At 57.3% G+C, this 19,913-nt stretch carries 19 protein-coding genes and 1 pseudogene; 6 read left to right on the top strand and 14 right to left on the bottom strand.

The features are described 5' to 3' along the window. Positions 1 to 68 precede the first annotated feature (68 nt). The 4 genes and pseudogenes from E8M78_RS07730 to E8M78_RS07715 all read right to left on the bottom strand — a co-directional run. A pseudogene (locus E8M78_RS07730) lies at positions 69 to 623 on the bottom strand (extracellular solute-binding protein); the annotation flags it as partial. Between the two features lie 139 nt (positions 624 to 762). After that, positions 763 to 1,716 (bottom strand): sugar-binding transcriptional regulator, encoded by a 954-nt coding sequence (locus E8M78_RS07725; protein ID WP_137134521.1) that lies wholly within the window; start codon positions 1,714 to 1,716, stop codon positions 763 to 765. 129 nt (positions 1,717 to 1,845) lie between these two features. Then, a complete protein-coding gene (locus E8M78_RS07720; protein ID WP_137134520.1) occupies positions 1,846 to 3,690 on the bottom strand; it encodes an ABC transporter ATP-binding protein in 1,845 nt (614 codons plus the stop codon). Between the two features lie 26 nt (positions 3,691 to 3,716). Next, positions 3,717 to 4,880 carry a M20 aminoacylase family protein gene (locus E8M78_RS07715; RefSeq protein ID WP_137134519.1) on the bottom strand — a complete coding sequence of 388 codons (1,164 nt, stop codon included), beginning with the start codon at positions 4,878 to 4,880 and terminating at the stop codon, positions 3,717 to 3,719. Positions 4,881 to 5,196: 316 nt separating this feature from the next. On the opposite strand from E8M78_RS07715, the gene E8M78_RS07710 reads away from it, so the two are divergent. The 3 genes from E8M78_RS07710 to E8M78_RS07700 all read left to right on the top strand — a co-directional run bounded on the left by E8M78_RS07710 (position 5,197) and on the right by E8M78_RS07700 (position 8,898). Next, entirely contained in the window at positions 5,197 to 6,900 is a 1,704-nt protein-coding gene (locus tag E8M78_RS07710; RefSeq protein WP_137134518.1) for a peptide ABC transporter substrate-binding protein, read from the top strand. 74 nt (positions 6,901 to 6,974) lie between these two features. Beyond that, the gene (locus E8M78_RS07705) at positions 6,975 to 7,985 is read left to right on the top strand and encodes an ABC transporter permease (RefSeq protein ID WP_137134517.1); all 1,011 of its coding nucleotides are present in this window, start codon (positions 6,975 to 6,977) and stop codon (positions 7,983 to 7,985) included. Further along, a complete protein-coding gene (locus tag E8M78_RS07700) occupies positions 7,978 to 8,898 on the top strand; it encodes an ABC transporter permease (RefSeq protein ID WP_137134516.1) in 921 nt (306 codons plus the stop codon). Before E8M78_RS07705 ends, E8M78_RS07700 begins: the two co-directional genes overlap by 8 nt. A gap of 312 nt (positions 8,899 to 9,210) precedes the next feature. Here the strand turns inward: E8M78_RS07700 and E8M78_RS07695 are convergent, their stop codons facing one another. Together E8M78_RS07695 and E8M78_RS07690 are read right to left on the bottom strand one after the other, a co-directional pair. Then, positions 9,211 to 10,221, bottom strand: coding sequence for a sensor histidine kinase (locus E8M78_RS07695; protein ID WP_246658263.1), 1,011 nt, complete (start codon positions 10,219 to 10,221; stop codon positions 9,211 to 9,213). A 311-nt stretch (positions 10,222 to 10,532) separates the two neighbouring features. Then, positions 10,533 to 11,327 carry a response regulator gene (locus tag E8M78_RS07690; RefSeq protein ID WP_062555825.1) on the bottom strand — a complete coding sequence of 265 codons (795 nt, stop codon included), beginning with the start codon at positions 11,325 to 11,327 and terminating at the stop codon, positions 10,533 to 10,535. Between the two features lie 169 nt (positions 11,328 to 11,496). Here E8M78_RS07690 and E8M78_RS07685 point away from each other — a divergent pair, with 169 nt between their 5' ends. Together E8M78_RS07685 and E8M78_RS07680 are read left to right on the top strand one after the other, a co-directional pair. Then, positions 11,497 to 11,679: a NepR family anti-sigma factor gene (locus E8M78_RS07685; RefSeq protein WP_137134524.1), complete on the top strand. Its 183-nt coding sequence runs from the start codon at positions 11,497 to 11,499 to the stop codon at positions 11,677 to 11,679. Next, a complete protein-coding gene (locus E8M78_RS07680) occupies positions 11,676 to 12,242 on the top strand; it encodes an RNA polymerase sigma factor (RefSeq protein WP_062555826.1) in 567 nt (188 codons plus the stop codon). The genes E8M78_RS07685 and E8M78_RS07680 overlap by 4 nt, the downstream gene beginning before the upstream one ends. Here E8M78_RS07680 and E8M78_RS07675 read toward each other — a convergent pair. Next, positions 12,239 to 12,745 carry a hypothetical protein gene (locus E8M78_RS07675; protein WP_170973357.1) on the bottom strand — a complete coding sequence of 169 codons (507 nt, stop codon included), beginning with the start codon at positions 12,743 to 12,745 and terminating at the stop codon, positions 12,239 to 12,241. The two genes, E8M78_RS07680 and E8M78_RS07675, sit on opposite strands and share 4 nt — an antisense overlap. On the opposite strand from E8M78_RS07675, the gene E8M78_RS07670 reads away from it, so the two are divergent. After that, positions 12,727 to 13,485: a Crp/Fnr family transcriptional regulator gene (locus tag E8M78_RS07670; protein WP_137134514.1), complete on the top strand. Its 759-nt coding sequence runs from the start codon at positions 12,727 to 12,729 to the stop codon at positions 13,483 to 13,485. The genes E8M78_RS07675 and E8M78_RS07670 overlap by 19 nt on opposite strands. Before the next feature lie 57 nt (positions 13,486 to 13,542). Here the strand turns inward: E8M78_RS07670 and E8M78_RS07665 are convergent, their stop codons facing one another. The 7 genes from E8M78_RS07665 to E8M78_RS07635 form a co-directional block, all read right to left on the bottom strand. Beyond that, the gene (locus E8M78_RS07665) at positions 13,543 to 14,055 is read right to left on the bottom strand and encodes a DNA starvation/stationary phase protection protein (RefSeq protein WP_137134513.1); all 513 of its coding nucleotides are present in this window, start codon (positions 14,053 to 14,055) and stop codon (positions 13,543 to 13,545) included. Between the two features lie 26 nt (positions 14,056 to 14,081). Then, the gene (locus tag E8M78_RS07660) at positions 14,082 to 14,525 is read right to left on the bottom strand and encodes a hypothetical protein (RefSeq protein WP_137134512.1); all 444 of its coding nucleotides are present in this window, start codon (positions 14,523 to 14,525) and stop codon (positions 14,082 to 14,084) included. A 1-nt stretch (position 14,526) separates the two neighbouring features. Next, on the bottom strand, positions 14,527 to 14,853 hold the full coding sequence (locus tag E8M78_RS07655) for a DUF883 domain-containing protein (RefSeq protein WP_246658262.1): 327 nt from the start codon (positions 14,851 to 14,853) through the stop codon (positions 14,527 to 14,529). Between the two features lie 206 nt (positions 14,854 to 15,059). After that, on the bottom strand, positions 15,060 to 16,454 hold the full coding sequence (locus E8M78_RS07650) for an amidase (protein WP_137134510.1): 1,395 nt from the start codon (positions 16,452 to 16,454) through the stop codon (positions 15,060 to 15,062). A 23-nt stretch (positions 16,455 to 16,477) separates the two neighbouring features. After that, on the bottom strand, positions 16,478 to 17,296 hold the full coding sequence (locus E8M78_RS07645; RefSeq protein ID WP_137134509.1) for an ABC transporter permease: 819 nt from the start codon (positions 17,294 to 17,296) through the stop codon (positions 16,478 to 16,480). Then, positions 17,296 to 18,246, bottom strand: a complete 951-nt coding sequence (locus tag E8M78_RS07640; protein WP_137134523.1) for an ABC transporter permease — start codon at positions 18,244 to 18,246, stop codon at positions 17,296 to 17,298. The genes E8M78_RS07645 and E8M78_RS07640 overlap by 1 nt, the downstream gene beginning before the upstream one ends. A 109-nt stretch (positions 18,247 to 18,355) precedes the next feature. Then, the gene (locus E8M78_RS07635; RefSeq protein WP_137134508.1) at positions 18,356 to 19,888 is read right to left on the bottom strand and encodes an ABC transporter substrate-binding protein; all 1,533 of its coding nucleotides are present in this window, start codon (positions 19,886 to 19,888) and stop codon (positions 18,356 to 18,358) included. Positions 19,889 to 19,913: the final 25 nt, after the last annotated feature.

The following is a 19,913-nucleotide window of genomic DNA, read 5'->3' as shown; positions in this document are numbered from 1 at the left end:
CAGCTAGAAGGGCGAAAACTGTCGCATCTCTAACTGGCCCAACTGTCGCATTACTAAATGGCTGCTATACCGCGAAGGCAGATACCATAGGTTTCGGAACCCTTGTCCGTGATCTTGCGGGCAGCATCGGCAATGAAGTCCCAGGTCGGGGCATCCGGCATCTTCAGCCCGGCCTTGTCGAATAGATCCTTGCGGTACATCACCATCGAGCTTTCGCCGTAGAAGGGCGCGGCATAAAGCTTGCCATTGACCGTGAGGCCGGAGCGGATCGGCGGAAGCAGATCATCGGCATCATAGCTCTTGTCGGCCATCAACTTGTCGAGCGGCGCCAGCCAGCCCTGCTTGCCCCAGATTGGGGCTTCGTAGATGCCGATGGTCATCACATCGTACTGACCGCCCTTGGTCGCGACATCCGTCGTCACCTTCTGACGCAGAATATTTTCCTCAAGGGTCACCCATTTGACGTCGATGCCGGGGTTTTTCTTGGTGAATTCATCCGTCAACTTCTGCATGCGGATCATGTCGCCGTTGTTGACGGTCGCGATCGTCAGCGTTTCTGCAGATGCAATACCGGAGAGTGCCAGCGCAGAGACCGCACCAAGCAGAATGGTCTTCAATGTCATGTCTTCCTCCCAGAAAATCGAGCATTCGCTTTGTTTATGAGCAATTACTCGAATTTAGGACAAAAATGTCAAGCATCGATCGTCGCCGCAATGCAGCGAAACCTCTCCAATATATTGATTTTAATGATGAAATTTTAGATCAATGCTTGAGCAAATGCTCAGCAGTTCGCTCATCCGTGATGAGCCCGTTGATCATCCCACCCTGCAATGCAGCGGAGATGGCCTGCGCCTTGCGCTTTCCGAGACCGACACCGATAACCATCGACCGATCCCGTGGTGGAATTGGAACGCTGGCCACGCGCTCGTTGATGGGATGTTCGAGAAGCAAACCATCGTGTCCGAACACCCAGCCACAGATTTCGCCGACAGCACCGGACTGCATCAAGGCCGTCATTTCGTCGGGCGCCAGAAAGCCATCGACACACAGCGGCGCATCGACGCCCAGTTCCCCGACACCAACAAAGGTTACATCGGCTTGCGCACCGATATTGAGCGTGGATTGAATAATGCTCTGCTGATGGAGTGCATCCCGCTCCTCGGCGGAAGAGCAGAGTACGGGTAAAGGCATCGGAAAATGGCGCGCCTTGATGGCATCCGCCATGGAGAAGATGACGTTATAGTAGGCCGCGGAGCCATCCGGCCCGATATTGCCCGTCAGCGACACGATTCGATGCTGCGGACATTCCATCGGCTCCAGTTGATCGACGGCGGCCTTCAGCGTTCGACCCGTTCCGATGGCAAGCACAATAGGGTCTGGCTTCTTCAGCCAGCGCTCGATTTCCGCTGCCGCAGCTTCAGCGATACCAACGGTTGTCGAAGCGGCAGCAGGATCGCTGGGAACCACCTCGATGTGATGCAGCCCATAGCGCTTTTGCAAGGCCGCGCCATATTCCAGGCAAACGCCGATCGGATGATCCACACGAACCTTGATCAGACGTTCGGCAACTGCAAGAGAAACCAGACGCTGGGCGGATTGACGGGAAATCCCCATGGTTGCAGCGATTTCGTCCTGGGTTCGACCGGCGACATAATAGAGCCACCCGGCGCGCGCCGCATCATCAAGCCGCCCTTGCGTATCAGATTTTCTGGCCATCCCCGAACTCTCGCCATGCTCCTGATCAGTGCTGGCATGTTTGACGATGGTATGTCAAATGCCATGCACCGAATTGCAACAAGGCCGCACTATAGCGGCGCGGCCTTCCATCATTCTGAACGAGACGTATCAGTCGATCTGAACCAGATGCCCCTCCGAAATCTCGCGATACTGGCGCACGGGCGGAACATATCCGGCCGGACGCACAGGGCTCTTGATCTCATCGGTTGACAGGTTGCGCTTGATGCTTCTGCGGGATGGATCTGGAACCGGAACCGCAGCCATGAGCTTTTTCGTATAGGGGTGCTGGGGATTTTCGAAGACCGCCGCGCGCGGCCCGATCTCGACAATTTCACCCAGATACATCACCGCCACCCGGTGGCTGACCCGCTCGACGACCGCCATGTCGTGGCTGATGAACAGATAGGCCAGATTGAGGCTCTGCTGAAGATCAAGCAGAAGATTGCAGACCTGCGCCTTGATTGAAACATCGAGCGCGGACACCGCTTCATCGGCAACGATGACCTTTGGATCAAGCATCAGCGCACGTGCAATCGCGATGCGCTGGCGCTGACCGCCGGAAAACTCGTGCGGATAGCGCCGCATCATGTCCGGTGAAAGCCCAACCTTGGTCAAGAGATCCGCTGCCTTTTCCCGAGCCTGGGCAGTGGTTCCAAGACTGTGCTCGATATACGGCTCCATGACGGCCGAACCAATGCTCATGCGCGGATTGAGGCTGGCGAACGGATCCTGAAAGACCATCTGGATCGAGCGGCGCATGGTGCGAAGCGTCGTGCGGTCGAGGCCCATGACATTGTAACCATCGACCATCACCTGTCCGGCTGTCGGCTCCACAAGACGAGTGACAGATCGGCCAGTGGTGGACTTGCCACAGCCGGATTCGCCCACCAGCGACAGTGTCTCTCCCTCGAAAAGCTGGAATGAAACCTTCTCGACCGCGTGGACGGCACCGGTCTGACGACCGAAGATCCCGGATCGGATGGCAAAGCGGGTGGTCAGATCCCGAACTTCGAGGATCGGAGTTTTTGTTTTGGCGACGGTATCCGTCACTTCGACCAGCGGCTGCGCCTCGCCGGACTTTACGTCGATGATGGGGAAGCGCAGCGGCAACTGCCGATCCTTCATCGAACCGAGACGGGGAACGGCCGCCAGAAGCGCGCGCGTGTAGGGATGCTGGCCACGATGGAAAATGTCGTCGGTCGCGCCGGTTTCCACCTGTTCGCCGCGAAACATGACAATGGTGCGGTCAGCGATTTCTGCAACGACCCCCATGTCATGCGTGATGAACAGAACGGACATGCCCTCCTCATCCTGCAATTCCTTGATCAGATCGAGGATCTGGCCCTGGATCGTCACGTCAAGCGCCGTTGTCGGCTCGTCGGCGATCAGAAGCTTCGGCTTTGACGCAAGCGCCATGGCGATCATCACGCGCTGGCGCATACCGCCGGAAAACTGATGCGGATATTCGTCGAAGCGACCTTTCGCGTTGGGAATCCGAACCTTCTCCAAGAGCCGGATGACCTCAGCCTTCGCATCCGCCGCCGAGATGTCCTTATGGACCGTCAGAGCTTCGGCGATCTGTTTTCCGATCGGAAAGATCGGATTGAGGCTCGTCATCGGCTCCTGGAAGATCATCGAGATGTCATTGCCACGAACCTGACGCATCTCCTCTTCCGGCAGCGACAGCAATTCCTTGCCGCCGAGCAGGACGCGGCCCTCGATCTTGCTGGAGACTTTTGGAAGGAGACGCATGATGGAGAGCGAGGTCACGCTCTTGCCGGAGCCGGACTCGCCAACGATTGCTACCGTTTCGCGCGGCGCAATCGAAAAGCTCATATTGCGCACGACCGACTTCCAGTCGCCATTGACGCGGAAGGATGTGGTCAGGTTCTCGACCGTCAGGACCGGATTTACCAGACCGGTCTGCTGTGAGTTATCTATTTGATAAGCCATGGAGTTCTCCTGTGGTCTACCGCGCGTCAGGCAGCGAGCTTTGTTTCAGCCAAAGTCACCCAATAGCTTATGCCATAAGGAATAGCCTCATCATTGAAGTCGTAGGCCGGATGATGAAGATTGGCTCCCTCGCCAATTCCCAGGAAAATGAAGGCGCCCGGTCGGGCCTCCAGCATGTAGGAAAAATCCTCGGCCCCCATCTTTGGTGCCATTTCGGTTTCAACGCTCTTTTCGCCCGAAACATTGGCCGCGACCGATGCGGCGAAATCCGTTTCTGCCGCATGATTGACGGTGACCGGATAGCCCCGCACATAGTTGACCTCTGCAACCGCGCCATGGGCAAGTGCGGTTCCCTGCGCCACCTCGACCACGCGCTTGGCCGCCAGTTCGCGAACCTCTGGATCGAGGGTCCGCACGGTTCCCGTCAGCTTCACATCCATCGGGATCACGTTGTAGGCGTCACCGCCGTGGACGGTGGTGACGGAAACGACAACGGACTTCAGCGGATCCGTCTCGCGCGATGCGATCGATTGAAGCGCAACGATCACATAAGCCGAGGTCAGCACGGGATCGATGGAGAAATGCGGCTGTGCCGCGTGGCTTCCCTTGCCCTTGATGGTGATCTCGAACGTATCGGCAGCCGCCATCACTCCACCCTTGCGAATGGCGAAATCGCCCAAGGGAATACCTGGCGTATTGTGCAGGCCGTAGACCTCCTTGATGCCAAATTTTTCCATCATGCCGTCCTGCACCATGGCAAGACCGCCACCGCCGCCCTCTTCCGCTGGCTGGAAGATGACTGCGACGGAACCGGCGAAACGGCGTGTCTCGCAAAGATACTGAGCGGCACCCAGAAGCATCGCCGTATGACCGTCATGCCCGCAGGAATGCGCTTTGCCGGGAACCTTCGAGGCCCAAGGCTTGCCGGAACTTTCCAGAATGGGCAGCGCATCCATGTCCGCCCGCATGCCGATGGTAGGCCCATCGCCGAGCGTTCCCTTGATGATGCCCACGACACCGGTCTTGCCGATACCGGTTTCCACAATGTCGCAACCAAAGGCCTTCAGCTTTTCCGCAACAAAAGCGGAAGTGTTGAAAACATCATACAGAAGCTCCGGATTTTCATGAAGATGACGACGCCAGCCGGAGACTTCTTCCTGCATTTCAGCGGCGCGATTGAGAACTGGCATAACTGCAACCTCATATAATTTCAGCTGTTTCCCTTATTGTTGCCGGGGATATTGCGACGTAAGTGATAATAAATGCAAGCTTCAAATTTCATTCTTGAACGCTATTTGAGCTTGTGTTTAGATGGCTCAAATTTTGATCATATACTCATACGGCACGGCGAGAACGTTGGTCGGATGAACGTCAAGGCGACGGGAGAAACACAAGAATTCATCATCCGGCTAGGAGGAAACAGCGGGATGTGAATGCGGCGCGACCGATAAGGCCTGCGTCGCGGCTATGGCAGCCATAATCAATTTAATCTTCAAGGGGAAAACAATGAAGAGAACAAAGATCCTGTTGGCAGGTACGGTGGCCGCATTGGCCTTTGCCAATGTTGCACATGCCCAGCGCGGGACGGACGGGGACTTGAAGATCCTGTTCTGGCAGGCTGTTTCCACCCTCAATCCATATCTTTCCGGTGGCACGAAGGAAGTTTACAGCGCCTCGCTCACGATCGAGCCTCTGGCGCGCTACGATGAAACCGGCAAGCTGACGCCGTGGCTCGTCACCGAGATTCCGACGGTCGAGAATGGCGGCGTCGCCAAGGACATGAAGAGCATCACCTGGAAGCTGAAGCCAGGCGTGAAGTGGTCGGATGGCTCCGCCTTCACGGCAGAGGATGTGGTCTTCACCTGGCAGTACTGCACGGCCCCGGATGGCGGCTGCGCACAGAAGGCACAGTTCGAAGGCATCACCAAGGTCGAAGCGGTTGATCCTCTGACGGTCAAGGTGTCCTTCGCAGAACCGAAATACTATCCCTATGGTGCGTTTGTCGGCGCGCAGCAGCCGATCATCCAGAAGGCCCAGTTCAAGGATTGCGTCGGCGCCAAGGCTCCGGGCTGCACATCCGCGAACTTCGGTCCGATCGGCACCGGCCCCTTCGTCGTCAAGGAATTCAAGCCGAACGACGTCATCACCTTCACCGCCAACGCCAACTATCGCGATGCAACCAAGCCTGCCTTCGCCTCTGTCACCCTGAAGGGCGGCGGCGATGCGGCATCTGCGGCCCGCGCGGTTCTGGAAACCGGCGAATATGACTACGCCTGGAACATGCAGGTTGAGCCAGAAGTCCTGGCGACCATGATGAAGGCTGGAAAGGGCACGCTGGTGACGGCGTTTGGAACGCAGGTCGAGCGCATAAACCTGAACTGGACGAACCCTGATCCGAAGCTCGGTGACAAGCGTTCGACTGTCGAGGGCGGCAAGCATCCGGCACTCTCCGATCCGGCGGTTCGCAAGGCGCTCTCGATCGCCATCGACCGCGACATCATCGATGAAGCCGGTTACGGCGAAGCTGGCAAGCCGACCTGCAACATCGTTCCGGCTCCCAGTGCCTATGTCTCGACCGCCAACGACTGGTGCCTGAAGCAGGACATCGAAGGCGCCAACAAGCTTCTCGACCAGGCCGGCTGGAAGAAGGGTGGCGATGGCATTCGTGCCAAGGACGGCGTGAAGCTTTCCTTCCTCTACCAGACCTCCACCAACTCGGTTCGCCAGGGCACGCAGGCGCTCGTCAAGGATTGGTGGCAGCAGATTGGCGTTGCCTCCGAACTGCGCAACGTCTCGGCTTCCGTCTTCTTCGGCGGCGACCCGGCAAGCCCGGATACCTTCCAGAAGTTCTATGCCGACGTGGAAATGTACACGAACAACTTCGACGGAACGGACCCGGAAAAATATCTGGCAGAATGGCTCTGCAACAAGATCCCGTCTCCGGCCAATGGCTGGCAGGGTCAGAACATTCCGCGTTACTGCAACCCGGAATACGACAAGATCGTTGCAGAGCTTTCCAAGACGGCTGATCTCGGCAAGCGCGCCGAACTTGCCAAGAAGGCCAACGACATGCTGACCGCCGAGGGTGCCCATATCCCGCTCATCCATCGCGGCCAGATTTCGTCCCACTCGGTCAAGCTGAGCGGCGTGAAGATGAATGCGTGGGATTCCGAACTCTGGAATGCCGCAGACTGGTCTCGCAAGAAGTAATTGAGTGAAAGCGGGCCTCTCCCGAGGGACGAGGCCCGCTTTTCCTTGCTCCAAAAGCGTCTGGAGACCGCCATATGTTTACTTATACGATCCGGCGACTTATGTTTGCCGTGCCGACGCTGCTTGTCATAAGTTTCGTCATTTTTGCGCTGCTTGACCTTGCGCCCAATGATCCGCTCGGCGACCTGCCGCTGACCATACCGCCGGAAGTACGCGAGCAGATCCGCGCCTCCATGGGTCTCGATCAGCCTTTTCTCATCCGCTATCTGTTGTGGTTGAAGCAGTTCTTCATCAATGAGCCGCTCAACATCTTTGAACAGATGACGGGCATTACCGTGGGCGATGGCGAGCGGATGCGCGTGCTCTCCTGGGCGACCCGCAGCCCGGTCGTCGACCTCATCGTCCAGCGCATGCCGCAGACCCTCTGGGTGGTGGGCATGGCCTATGTGTTCGGTGTGCTGATAGCGATACCAGTCGGCGTCATTTCCGCCTATCGCCAATATTCGATCTTCGACCAGATCGGCACCTTCGTCACCATGGTCGGCTATTCGGTGCCAACCTTCTTCACCGGCGTCGTACTGATCGTCATCTTCTCGTCCTACCTGCAATGGTTTCCTTCGATCTACGACACCAATCTGGTTGTCAATGACTGGTCGAGCTTCGTCCAGCAGGTCAAGCAGATGGTTCTGCCGGTCACGGTCCTTGCACTTTATAATGCTTCGCAGATTGCCCGCTTCGTTCGCGCTTCCATGCTGGACAATCTGAGTCAGGATTATGTTCGGACCGCACGGGCAAAAGGCGTGAAGGAAAAGGCAGTGCTTCTTGTGCATGTTCTGCGCAACAGCTTGATCCCGGTGGTTACGGTCATCGCGCTGGGCGTTCCAACGATTTTCTCCGGCGCCATCATCACCGAGCAGATCTTCCGTGTGAACGGGCTCGGCCAATTGCTGATCACGGCGGTTCAGGGGGCAGACATTCCACTGGTACAGACCCTCACCTTCATCTTTGCGGTCCTGATCGTGTTGTTTAACCTGATTGCCGATGTTCTCTACGGCATCCTTGATCCGAGGATTCGCTATGACTGATGCCGTCCTCAACCAGCCCGTTACTGCAAAGGCTGAGATCGAGACACCGTCCATCCTGTTCTGGAGGAAGTTTCGCAAGCACAAGGGTGGCGTGGCCGGCCTGATCGTCTTCGCCTTCATCCTGCTTGTCGTCTATGCCGGTCCTTTCATCCACACGATAGATCCGAACAAGATCGACATCCGCGCGAAGAACCAGGGGCCTTCCTGGAAGCACCCGTTCGGCACGGATAACCTGGGACACGACATGCTGGCACAGGTCATGGCGGGCGGGCAGATCTCGCTCGCCGTGGGCTTGACCGCCATGCTGCTGGCCCTGCTGCTTGGCACGCTGGTCGGCGTCCTGTCGGGTTATTTCCGCAAGCTCGATGGCCCCTTGATGCGCCTGACGGACCTGTTCCTGGCGCTTCCGCTTCTGCCGCTCCTGCTCGTCATCATCATGCTGTTTCGCGATACGCTGCGTGCAGCATTCGGGCCGGAGACCGGCATTTTCATCCTGATCGTCTTCGTCATCGGCGTGACGAGTTGGATGCACACTGCCCGCATCGTTCGCGGCGACGTTCTGGCAGTGAAGAGCCAGGAATTCATCGTCGCGGCGAAAAGCAGTGGCATGAGAGAGCATCGTATCGTGCTGCGTCACATCCTGCCAAATGTGCTCAGCTCGATCATGGTTTCGGCAACGCTTGGCATCGCGGCTGCGATCATCACCGAGTCTGCACTGTCCTTCCTCGGTCTCGGTTTTCCGTCCGACTTCCCGACATGGGGCCGTCTTCTGTTTGATGGGGCGAACTTCCTGCAACTGACGCCGTCGCGCGTATTCTGGCCGGGACTCGCGATTTCCCTGACGGTCCTCAGCGTCAATTACGTTGGTGACGCCGTGAGAGACGCGCTGGATCCGAGAACGCAGGCTCGTTGACTGGACACCATAGCAGTGCCCCGGTTCGCCGGGGCATCCTGCGTCCAGCAACAAGATAATCTTTTTTGATTTTTTTGGGAACGGACGGAACCTTCTCCGGGCAAGCCCGTTATTGATGTATCTGGAAGCGCCCCCGTCCCCCGCCCTTCAAAGCTTCCGGATACCTCTTCATCCCCCTCGAAGAGACCCAACGGTCTTGGCTTCTGTAAAAGGAAACCAAGACCGTTTCCTTTTGTGCTCAGTACAAAGGTGCCAACAGCGATCCACCACACACGCGCCACACCTGCGGTGTATCGGAAGCGATCGGGGTGTTTATTCGGAAGCGTGTTCCAGAGGAAAAACGAGGCTGTAGCTGATGCGATCCGGCGCAATGGCATAGCGTGCTTTGCCGTTGACGGAAGCAGGTACGACCCGCTCTAGGACGGTGCTGCCGAAATTCGCCTTCAGGCTGCTGCTGTCCCGGCCCTCAATATGGCGCACGAGATTAGGCAGTCCTTCCTCCCAGCATACCTCCAGTGAATCCTGACCATTCGCTTGCACGCGCTGGCAGGTAACCAGAATGGCCCGGCCGCTTTTCGAAAGGGATCCGTGACTGACCGCATTGACGATCAGTTCGTGCAGCGCCAGACCGAGATGCAATGAAGCATTCGGGCTCAACAGGACATTATCGCCGCTCACCTTCACGAGATGCGCATTTTCCGGAAGATACTTCTCAGTCTGCTGCTGCACCAGTTCGTAGAAATACGCCCCACGCCAGCTGGAATCGGTGATCAGATCCTGGGACTGAGACAGGGAATAAAGCCGCCCCCGGAACTTGTTAAGAAACACATCCAGCGTCACGGAATAGCGTGCGGTCTGCAGCGCGATACTCTGAATAATGGCCAAAAGGTTTTTCGAGCGATGGCTGACTTCACGCAGCAGCGCACGAAGAAGCCGCTCCCGGTGGCGTTCCTCCGATCGGTCGATGATCGTGGTCACAAGATGGATGCCACCTTCTGCCGTCGAAATTGCCTGAACCCTGAATTCGTAGACTTCATCGGAGTTCACTGTAAACTCAAGATGCCCCTTCTGGCCATGCTCGGTGATGCCATCTTTCAGCAGCTTCAGTTTTGCAGCAATTTCCTCACCGAACAGGCTGGTATCGGTTGGTGTATCGGTCAGCGCCTGCGACCAGGCATCCGGGAGGTTGGTAACAAAGATGTAACGACGCTGGAGATCCTGGATCGTGACGCTCGCACCGAGATCCAGGAGAGCGGGCATGAAGAAATCGCGTAATGCCTCACCGCTTTCACCAGCTTGTTGCCATGTCAGCTGATGCGACAATTACTTGCTCCGCCCTGATCTGCGATACCGGAAAAATACGCGTCCTTGCATATTAGACCGTTGCTAGCCCCTTATAGGAGGCAAGTCGACCGGTCTCAACCCGATACGCTATTAATTTCTACTCTCATGAACCAAACAGCCGGACGGGTATCCTGGCCAGAACATTTGGTGACCGATATTTGAAGTCTGTTGCTTGACCCGCGTCACACATACCGGGGGCATCTGTGAAATAGACGACGGCTGAACGCTCAACCGTCGCCTTGGTTCCAGACGGAACCGGATTATCACCGCATTACAACGGCCAAGCCCGCTCAGGCGGCAGCCTTGACGGCCTCATTGAAGAAGAGGGCCTGGCTGATCAAGGCTTTGACCATGTCAGGGTTGAACGGCTTGGTCACCAGGAAGGCTGGCTCCGGCCGCTCACCTGTCAGCAGGCGCTCCGGGAACGCGGTAATGAAAATGACCGGGACGCTGGAGGATTTCAGAATTTCGTTCACGGCGTCGATGCCGGAACTCCCGTCTGCCAGTTGAATATCGGCCAAAACCATTTTCGGGCTCGAACTCTGAAAGAGGGCAACGGCTTCCTTGTGCGTACGGGCGATGCCAGTCACGCGGTGGCCGAGATCTTGCACCATCTGCTCGATGTCGAGCGCAATCAGCGGCTCGTCTTCGATGATCATGATATCGGTCGCAACCTGACGCGATATCTCGCGCGATGCCTCGTCGAGCAGGCGCGTGACCTCGTTGACGTCGACGTCCAGGATTTCGGCGGTTTCTTCCAGCGTGAAGCCTTCAACCGAAATCAACAGGAACGCGTGTCTTGCCTGCGACGGAAGCGAGGCGAGGTTTGCGACCGCCCGCTGTTCCCATGCGAAGGGGGACTCGATCGGACGGATCTCTATTGCAGTGGAACCAAAGATTGCGACGAAAAGTTTATACAGCGAAACGCGGTCCTTTGAACTTTCCGGAAAAATGGAAATGTCGGCAATCAAAGCTTCCAGGACCGCCGCGACATATGCGTCTCCCGAGGTCTGCGAACCGGTCACGGCGCGGGCGTAACGGCGCAGATAAGGAAGGTGGGACGCAACGCGAGTGGTAAGTGACATTCAGAATCTCCCCTGATGCCCAGTGGGCAATGAACGTGGTATCAACGGTAACCCAGAAAAATAGTTCCGTCTTGAAGGAACTTTTTTTATTCGAGCGCATTTTCAACGAACGATACCGCAACAGGCTGCCTGCGTGATGAGTGAAGACGAAACCAGAAACAAAGAGAAGATGAACACACCACAATCGAGCAACTTCCGGCCGGGCGCGATGCTCCCGAACGCTTCGATTTCACGCAAATTGCGGGAATTCTATGATGCAGTTCAGGAAGAAGGGATTCCGGATCGCTTTCTCGATCTCTTGGAGCGCCTTGAAGAGGCGGAAAAGAGTGCAGAATCGGCGAATGCGAAATGACAACGGATCAAGAAAACGACGATCGCGCTTTCAAGCGAGACCTGCTGGCTTCCTTGCCCAACCTGCGCGCCTTTGCAGTATCGCTGACCGGACGCCATGACAAGGCTGATGATCTGGTGCAGGACACCATCATGAAGGCCTGGGCGAACCAGAAGAGCTTCACGGCTGGCACGAACATGCGCGCCTGGCTCTTCACCATTCTTCGCAACGAGTTTTACAGCCAGATGCGCAAGCGTGGCCGTGAAGTGCAGGATAGTGATGGCCTGTTCAGCGAGCGGTTCTCCGTTCATCCTGAACAATATGGTCGCCTGGATCTTCAGGACTTCCGAAAAGCGCTGGACACTTTGCCGGATGATCAGCGTGAAGCCATCATTCTGGTGGGTGCTGCAGGCTTCGCCTATGAAGAAGCAGCAACGATCTGCGGCTGTGCCGTCGGCACGATCAAAAGCCGTGTTTCTCGCGCCCGCACCAGGCTTCAGGAAATCCTGGGTGTTTCCGGCGAGGGTGATTTCGGTCCCGATCCCGGCGATGCTGCCATCACCGCAAGAGCATTCGGAAGCTAAAACCGCTTCACCGCCCCATTAACGTTCCGCACAACCTCTACCAATCTCTCATCATCAAACGGTTTCAACACAACAGGAATTCCTTGAAATCCAGGAACTCCTGAACGGTGACGGCTGTCCACGGACGTAAAAACGAATCCAGCGCCCGCCTGCCGCAGGCGCTGGATTCTCCCCCATAGAGCCTCTGTTACGAAATCGATGTCAATCAACATGACATCGAACGCTCCTTCCATGAGCAAGGTGTCGACATCGCGTGGCATGGCAATCGTGACGAGACACCCCAATGCCTCTCCTAGAACCTGCTCGGCTTCCATAGCCACCAGATAATGTGAATCGATGACCAGAAGGCGCACGCGAATTTCCCGGATGGTGAAACCAAGGAAAGCCATAGAACATTCATGGAACGGTGGGTCATTTAAAAAAGACATAGTGGCAATCAGTTTTTGTTCTATTCTCGTTCCCCTCTGCCAAAAATGGGTTCGCCATGGCTCAAAGCAAATCATTCGCTCCCGTCCGCGTCCCCTGTGAACTCTGTCCCTTACGCGCTCGGGCAACATTCCGTGATTTTGATTCGACCGAACTTGGGTTCGTGTCCTCCTTCAAGATTGCAGAACTTCTCGTCGAGCCGGGAACGACCATCATTGACGAGGGCCAGCGCCACCCACAGCTCTATACGGCTCTCGCAGGATGGGGCTTCCGCTATAAAATTCTGGAGGACGGGCGGCGGCAGATCCTGAACTATGTGCTTCCTGGAGACCTGATTGGCTTGCAAGGCAATCTGATGTCGGAAATGCTTCATTCGGTCGAGGCGCTGACGAAGATGACCCTTTGTGTCTTCGAGCGCGAGCGCCTGACCGCTCTCTTCCAGAACCATCCGTCGCTTGCCTACGACCTCACCTGGATTGCCTCGCGCGAGGAATCCATTCTGGATGAACATCTTCTCTCCGTGGGGCGTCGCACGGCTCTTGAGCGCGCGGCCTATCTCCTCGCCTTTCTGGATCACCGGGCTCAGGCAACTGGCGTTTTCCCCGAAGAGGGGCCGAAGGTTCTGCCCCTGACCCAGCAGCATGTTGCCGATACATTGGGACTGTCTCTTGTTCATACAAACAAGACACTGAGACGCCTGTCGGATGCGGGTGTCGTGCGCTGGCTGGATCGCGGTTCGGAGGTTCTGGAGCGCGGCAAACTTTTCGATATTGCCGGATGGCAACCCTCCGTCGAAGGCATGCGCCCGTTCATCTGATCGGAACAGAAAAAGCGCCCCGTTTCCGGAGCGCCTTTTGCCGCAGGGCAGGATAGATTACTCGGCCACGATTGCGCGCAGCATCCACAACGCCTTTTCGTGGAAAGTCAGGCGATCCGTCAGCATGTCTGCGGTCACGACATCGCCCGCCTCATCGGCCTTTTCCGCCGTATCGCGCATCACCTTGACCGCCGCCTCATGATCGGCAACGAGATCGTTGACCATGTCTACGGCTGTCAACTTGCCAACTTCGTTTGCCTTTGGCGCGAACTGGGATGCTTCGCCCAACGTTGCCGGAGCAAGGTGCCCAAGCGCGCGAATACGTTCCGCAATGATATCCGAAGCCTTGAACAGCGCGTTATAATGCTCTTCTGTCAAGTCGTGCAGCGGCTTGAACAGCGGACCAACGACGTTCCAGTGGTAGACATGGCTCTTGATCGTCAGGCGATAGGTTGCGGCCAGTATATCGGACAGGCTCGTTGCAGCCTGCGCCCGGTACTTCGTCTCAAGCCCAATGTTGATCTCTTCGTCGTGAGACTTGGATTTAAGAACTGCAGATGCGTTTGCCATGTCATGGCTCCTCTGTTTGAGCTTGTTTACGCGCTTGGGTCCGATGGATCGTTTCCACCGCCCAGAAGCTTCAATGCGATGAGGCCCACCCCGCCCGATATGGCGGCGGCCATAAGCGGTTTCGATTTCACCAGCAGCGGCAATGCTGAGACCGCCGCTGTCAGCAACATTGCCCGGCTTCCTGCAGCTGCTTCTCGACGGCGCTTTTCATCGGCCTTGTTCTTGATCGACACCGCCAGAAGAATGATGAGAACGATAAGCAGTGACCCACCGGCAACCGATGTAAGAGCCGTTACCGGACCGATTTTGCGAGCAAGATACACAGCGAGCGCTGCAATACCGGTTCCATAGGCCGTCAATGCAAAGAGTGCAGCGATGGCATAGAGAATGACATTGCGCTTGGTACGCTGGGCGAACCCCCGCACATCCGACGCCAACAGCGAGGTCAGAAGAGGCGCAAGTGCACCCATGTTAGCGACGCGACAGAAGCGCAAACAGGAAACCGATGCCCGCGGCAATTGCCACAGACTGAAGCGGCTTCGTGCGAATCTGGCGCTCGATATCCCTTTCGAAGGACTGAAACTGCGCGCGGGCAGAATCGAGCACTTGCGCGGAGGCGTCCATGGCTTCGTTCGAGGCACGACGCGCCTTGTACTTCAGGTCGTCAGCCTTGTTGGATCCGGCTGCCGCCACCGAGCGAGCAAGTGCCGCAAGATCTTCGCGAAGTTGCTGGAGCTGCTTTTCGATATCGCCTTCAGAACCGGTACGCGTGAAATCATTCGGTGAATTCATGGACATCATCATCTCCTGATAATTGAATAAGACCCGGAAAGCAGATCGGCTCTGGCGCCAATCGTCCCCCACTGCGACGAGCACCCCGCAGGCTCTCGTTTTCAGGTCGTCAACGCCGATCTCTGCAATTTGTTCCCTACCGGACGTGGCACAAAAATGCCTTGAGCGAAGTCAACCGCTCAAGGCTCATGACGTTTGATGGTAATGGAGTGTCACGCGGTGGGCGGCTCCGGCCAATGGGCAACACCGCCGCCCATGACTTCGAACGCTTTGGATAGGCGCAGCACGAACTGGTCGGCGAAACGCGGGCCGACAATTTGCAACCCAATCGGCATGCCGCTTTTCGAGAAACCGCAATTAATCGACGATGCCGGTTGTTCCGACATGTTCCACGGCACGGTGAAGGCAATGTGCTCGAACGGCAGCGCCGGATCATTGGTGGGTGACGCCCATTCCGCAGGATAGGACACAATCGGGTTGGTCGGCGAAATCACCGCATCGACAGTGGTGAACAGCCGCCCGCATGCCTTGCGCATTTCGATGGTCTGGTTGAAGCCGCGCACGGCCTCCACGCCGGAGACGTCTGCACCTCCCTTCGCCCATTCGAAGATATAGGGCAGGATCTCGGCGTGCTTGTCTGGGCTCATGGCCTCGATATCGCCCCAGAACCGCGAGCGCCAGAATTTGTCGAGCCCATCCAGCATGGCCCGCGTGATGACAGGACCGACAGGTATGATGTCCGCGCCTGCCTGTTCGAAAAGCCGCGCCGCAGCCTTCACAGCGTCCTGCACTTCCTCTTCTGCAGCAAGTCCCGTGCCTGCATCCAGCATCAGGCCAATCTTCAGCCCCTTCAGATCAATGTCGAAATCCAGCCAGTTGAAATCATTGGGCGGAAGAGATGTACCGTCTCGCCAGTCCGGCCGCGACAGCGGCTCCATGGCAATGGCGGAATCTTCAACACAACGTGTCATCGGTCCGGCGCAGCGACCAACATAATAGGGATCGACCGGAATGCGCCCATGACTTGGCTTGAAACCGAAGAGCCCGGTCCATCCCGCAGGCAAGCGCACCGATCCGCCGATATCGGTTCCGATATGCAAAGGACCGAAGGAAGCCGCACCGGCAGAGGCAGCACCGGCGCTGGAGCCGCCGGGATTCTTCGTCAGATCCCAGGGATTACGGCTCAAGGGGTGAAAGCTGGAAAGGCCGGAGGACAGCATTCCATAATCTGGACACGTGGTCTTGGCGAAAATGACCGTACCATCTTCCCGGCATCGCGCGGCAATTGGTGCATCCTCTGCTGCCGGAATAAGATCTACCGCCTTTGTGCCAAGTGGAACCGGATCGCCCTTGGTGGCAATCAATTCCTTCAGCGTTACCGGAATGCCATCGAGAATACCGAGCGTCTCACCCCTCCTCCAACGGTCGGTAGATGCCGTAGCCTGCGCCCGTGCGCTCTCGGGATTGTAGAGATAAAGCGCCTGAATATGTGGTTCGAAGGCCGCAATCCGCTCCTCAACCGCTTGCCAGTATTCGAGCGGAGAGAGCTTCCTGGCGGCATAGAGGTCGCGGATCTGCCGGATGGTCAGCCTCAGCAATTCATTCATGGCACTGTCTTTTCACTGTTTCGTCAAACATTGTCGCGCGGGTCGAGAAGATCGCGAAGACCATCGCCCAGCATGTTGAGGCCAAGCACTGCCAGCGCAATGGCGCTTCCGGGTAGAAGTGCAAGCCATGGCGCCTGCCCCATAAAGGTCTGTGAATCCGAAAGCATGCGGCCCCAGGTCGGTGTGGGCGGCGGCATGCCCAGACCCAGAAAGCTCAATCCCGCTTCGGTCAGGATCGCCAATCCCAGCTGGATCGTGACCTGAACGAGGATCTGATTGGAGATGTTTGGCAGCACATGCACATAGGTGATCTTGGCGCGATTTCGCCCCATGCTGATGGCGGCCATGACATAGTCACGCGTCCAGATCTGCCGCGCGGCGCTTAAGGTGACACGGGCGAACACGGGAACCATGAAGACCGCAATCGCAATGATGGCCGTAAACCGCCCTGCTCCGATGAAGGCACCAAACAGCATGGCCGAGAGGATCGGCGGAATGGAAAAGATGATGTCGCAGGCGCGCATCACAACAGTTTCCGTCAGCCCCCGGATCGCGGCGACCGTGACCCCCACCAGCGTGCCAATCGTCGCTCCGATCGCAACCGCAAGGAACGAAGTGGAGAGGGAATTCCACGCTCCCACCATCAACATGGAGGCGAGATCGCGACCGAACTGATCCGTGCCCAAAAGACCCTGCGCCATGGGCGGCTTCAGCTTGTGAACGATCTGCATCTTGGTTGGCGATAAAGGTGTCCACACCAGAGACAGGAACGCAATGGCGACCAAAATTACGGTGATGATGAGACCGGCGAGAAGTGTCGGGCGGCGCAGGATCTGTCGCATCAGCGCGCTCCTGCCCGCAATCGCGGATCGATGAACAGATAGAGCATGTCGACCAGAAAGTTCATGACAATCACCAGACCGGCGAAGAACAGGATCACGTTCTGCATCACCACCACGTCACGCTGGGAAAGCGCCTGATAGGCAAGCCGCCCAAGGCCCGGCAGGTTGAAGACATTTTCAACCAGCACAGCACCGGCAATCAGAAAGGTGAATTGCAGACCCAGGATTGTCACCACCGGCACCATGGCGTTCGGAACTGCATGCAACCACAGTGCCGTCCTCTCCGACAAACCCTTGGAACGGGCAGTGCGAACATAGTCCTCCGACATCACCTCCAGCACCGATGTACGGGTCACGCGCGTCAAGACACCCGCCTGCGGCAGAGCAAGCGCGATGGCAGGCAACAGCAGTGCCTTGAGTGAGAGCCAGAAACCTGCACTCCAGCCCGGAAATCCGCCCGCGGGCATCCAACCGAGGGTAACGGAGAACAGCAGGATCAAAAGAAGGCCGACCCAGAAACCGGGAACTGCGATGAAGAGTTGCGATACCACGCCCACGACATAGTCCAGGCCGCTGTTGCGCTTACCGGCAGAGATGACACCGAGCGGCAATGCGAGGCTGACAGACAGAAACACGGCCAACACGGCCAGCGGCACCGTCACCGCCAGTCTTTCCGCAATCAGGCCCGCGACCGGAACACTGTAGGTATAGGAAGTGCCAAAATCACCTCGCACAGCCTGCCCCAGCCAAGCGAAATACCGCACCAGCAGCGGTTGATCGAGGCCCATCTGCTTCTGAAGTGCTGCCAGCGTTTCCGGCGTGGCCGATGTTCCGAGCATGACGGAAGCCGGATCGCCCGGCAGAAGATCCATCACAAGAAAAATCAGCGCCGAGACGATCAGGAGGGTGATAACAAGACCGGCAAAGCGGCGGACGATAAGGGCAATCATATCCTGTCCCTTCAGGCTTTCCGGGAAAGCGAAGGATGAAACGTCTGCTTCAGGCATGCATTGGATTCTAGAGGGGAATTCTTATGAAACTCCTCCGCCTCTCAGCCAGTTACTGCGCCCATTCAACCTGGGCCAGCACGTTGGAGGGGATCGGCTCGTTTTCCCAAAGCCCCTTGAGGTTCTTGTTCCACACGCCAAGCTTCGGCATCACGAACAGGTAGAGGGCCGGAACATCCTCCGCCAGGATCTTCTGCGCCTCGCCATAGAGCTTTGCCTGTTCGGCTGCATCGGCGGTGGCATCTACCTTTTTCAGAACCTCGTTGAACGCGGGATTCTTGTAATTGAAGTAGTAGGGATCACGCGCATAGATATCGATGTCCATCGGTTCGGCATGGGCCACGATGGTCATGTCGTAATTGCCGCCCTTGAACACATCGGCCACCCATTTTGCCGGAAACTCGGTGGTTTCGATGTTCAGCGTCACCCCCACGTCGGCAAACATGGCCTGCAGCATTTGCGATGAACGCTGGGCATAGGGCATTTGCGGCGCCTTGATCGTGAAGGTCAAGCCACTGCCGTAACCCGCATCCTTCAGGAGCTTTCTCGCCTTTTCCGGATCGTAGGCGTAAGTCTTCGTCAGATCCACGAAGCCGCGATCGTTCGGCGTATAATGACTGCCAATCGCCGTGCCAAAGCCTGACCACGCCCCGTCGATCAGCGCCTGACGGTCCACTGCCAGCATCAGCGCCTGACGCACTCGCTTGTCGTCAAATGGCTTCTTGGCATTGTTCATACCGGCCACGACCTTGAGCTCGGTATTGCCGATCACGGTCGTCAGTTTGCTATCGCCATCAAAGCTTGCCATCAGCTCAGGCGCTGCAAATTCCGGAAAGGCATCGAGATCACCGGATTTCAGTGCAGCGGCCTGCGCCTGTGGATCTGCTATGAAGCGGAAGGTTACCTTTTCCAGCTTAGCAGTGCCTGCCTTGTTCCAGTAATCCGGGTTCTTTGCCAGTTCGACCTGAGAGCCCTTGGCCCAGTTGACGAATTTGAACGGGCCGGTGCCAACCGGGTTCGTCTTGTTGTCAGCAGCACTCTTCGGCGCAACCATGGCGGAAGATGGCCAGCCCAGCCAATAGAGGAAGTTGCCGGTCGGGCTCTTCAGCTTCACCACCAGCGTCGCGGCATCCGGTGTCTCGACGCTATCGACCGAAGCGAAGTAACGCTTCTGCGGATTGACGGAATCGGCAGCGCGGGCCCGATCAATCGAGAATTTCGCGACCGAAGAATCGAAGGCCTCGCCATTGTGGAACATCACCCCCGAACGCAGCTTGAACGTATAGGTCAGCCCGTCCGGCGAGATCGTCCAGCTATCGGCCAGCTGCGGCTGCACCTTGCCGTCCTTGTCGATGGTCGTCAGGCCTTCGAAGATGTTCTGCCACGTCACCTGACCGATAGCGACTGGTGCCGCTGCCGTCGGATCAAGTCCGGAGGGCTCGACCGACATTCCGAGCGACAGCGATGTTTTGGGCGCCGCCTGCGCAGAACCAAGCGCACTCAAGGCGACTCCAGCTGCCAGTGAAAGAGCGACGAAGGTTCGGCGCGAAAAGCCGGTCGAGGTGGAAAGCGTGAGGCGTGGCATGCTTGAAAATCCCCTGGGTCTTGCT

It is taken from the genome of Rhizobium sp. FKY42 (assembly GCF_005222835.1).
Lineage (GTDB): Bacteria > Pseudomonadota > Alphaproteobacteria > Rhizobiales > Rhizobiaceae > Neorhizobium.
The sequence above is the reverse complement of the archived record's forward strand: the minus strand, read 5'-3'. Positions and strand labels throughout refer to the sequence as shown.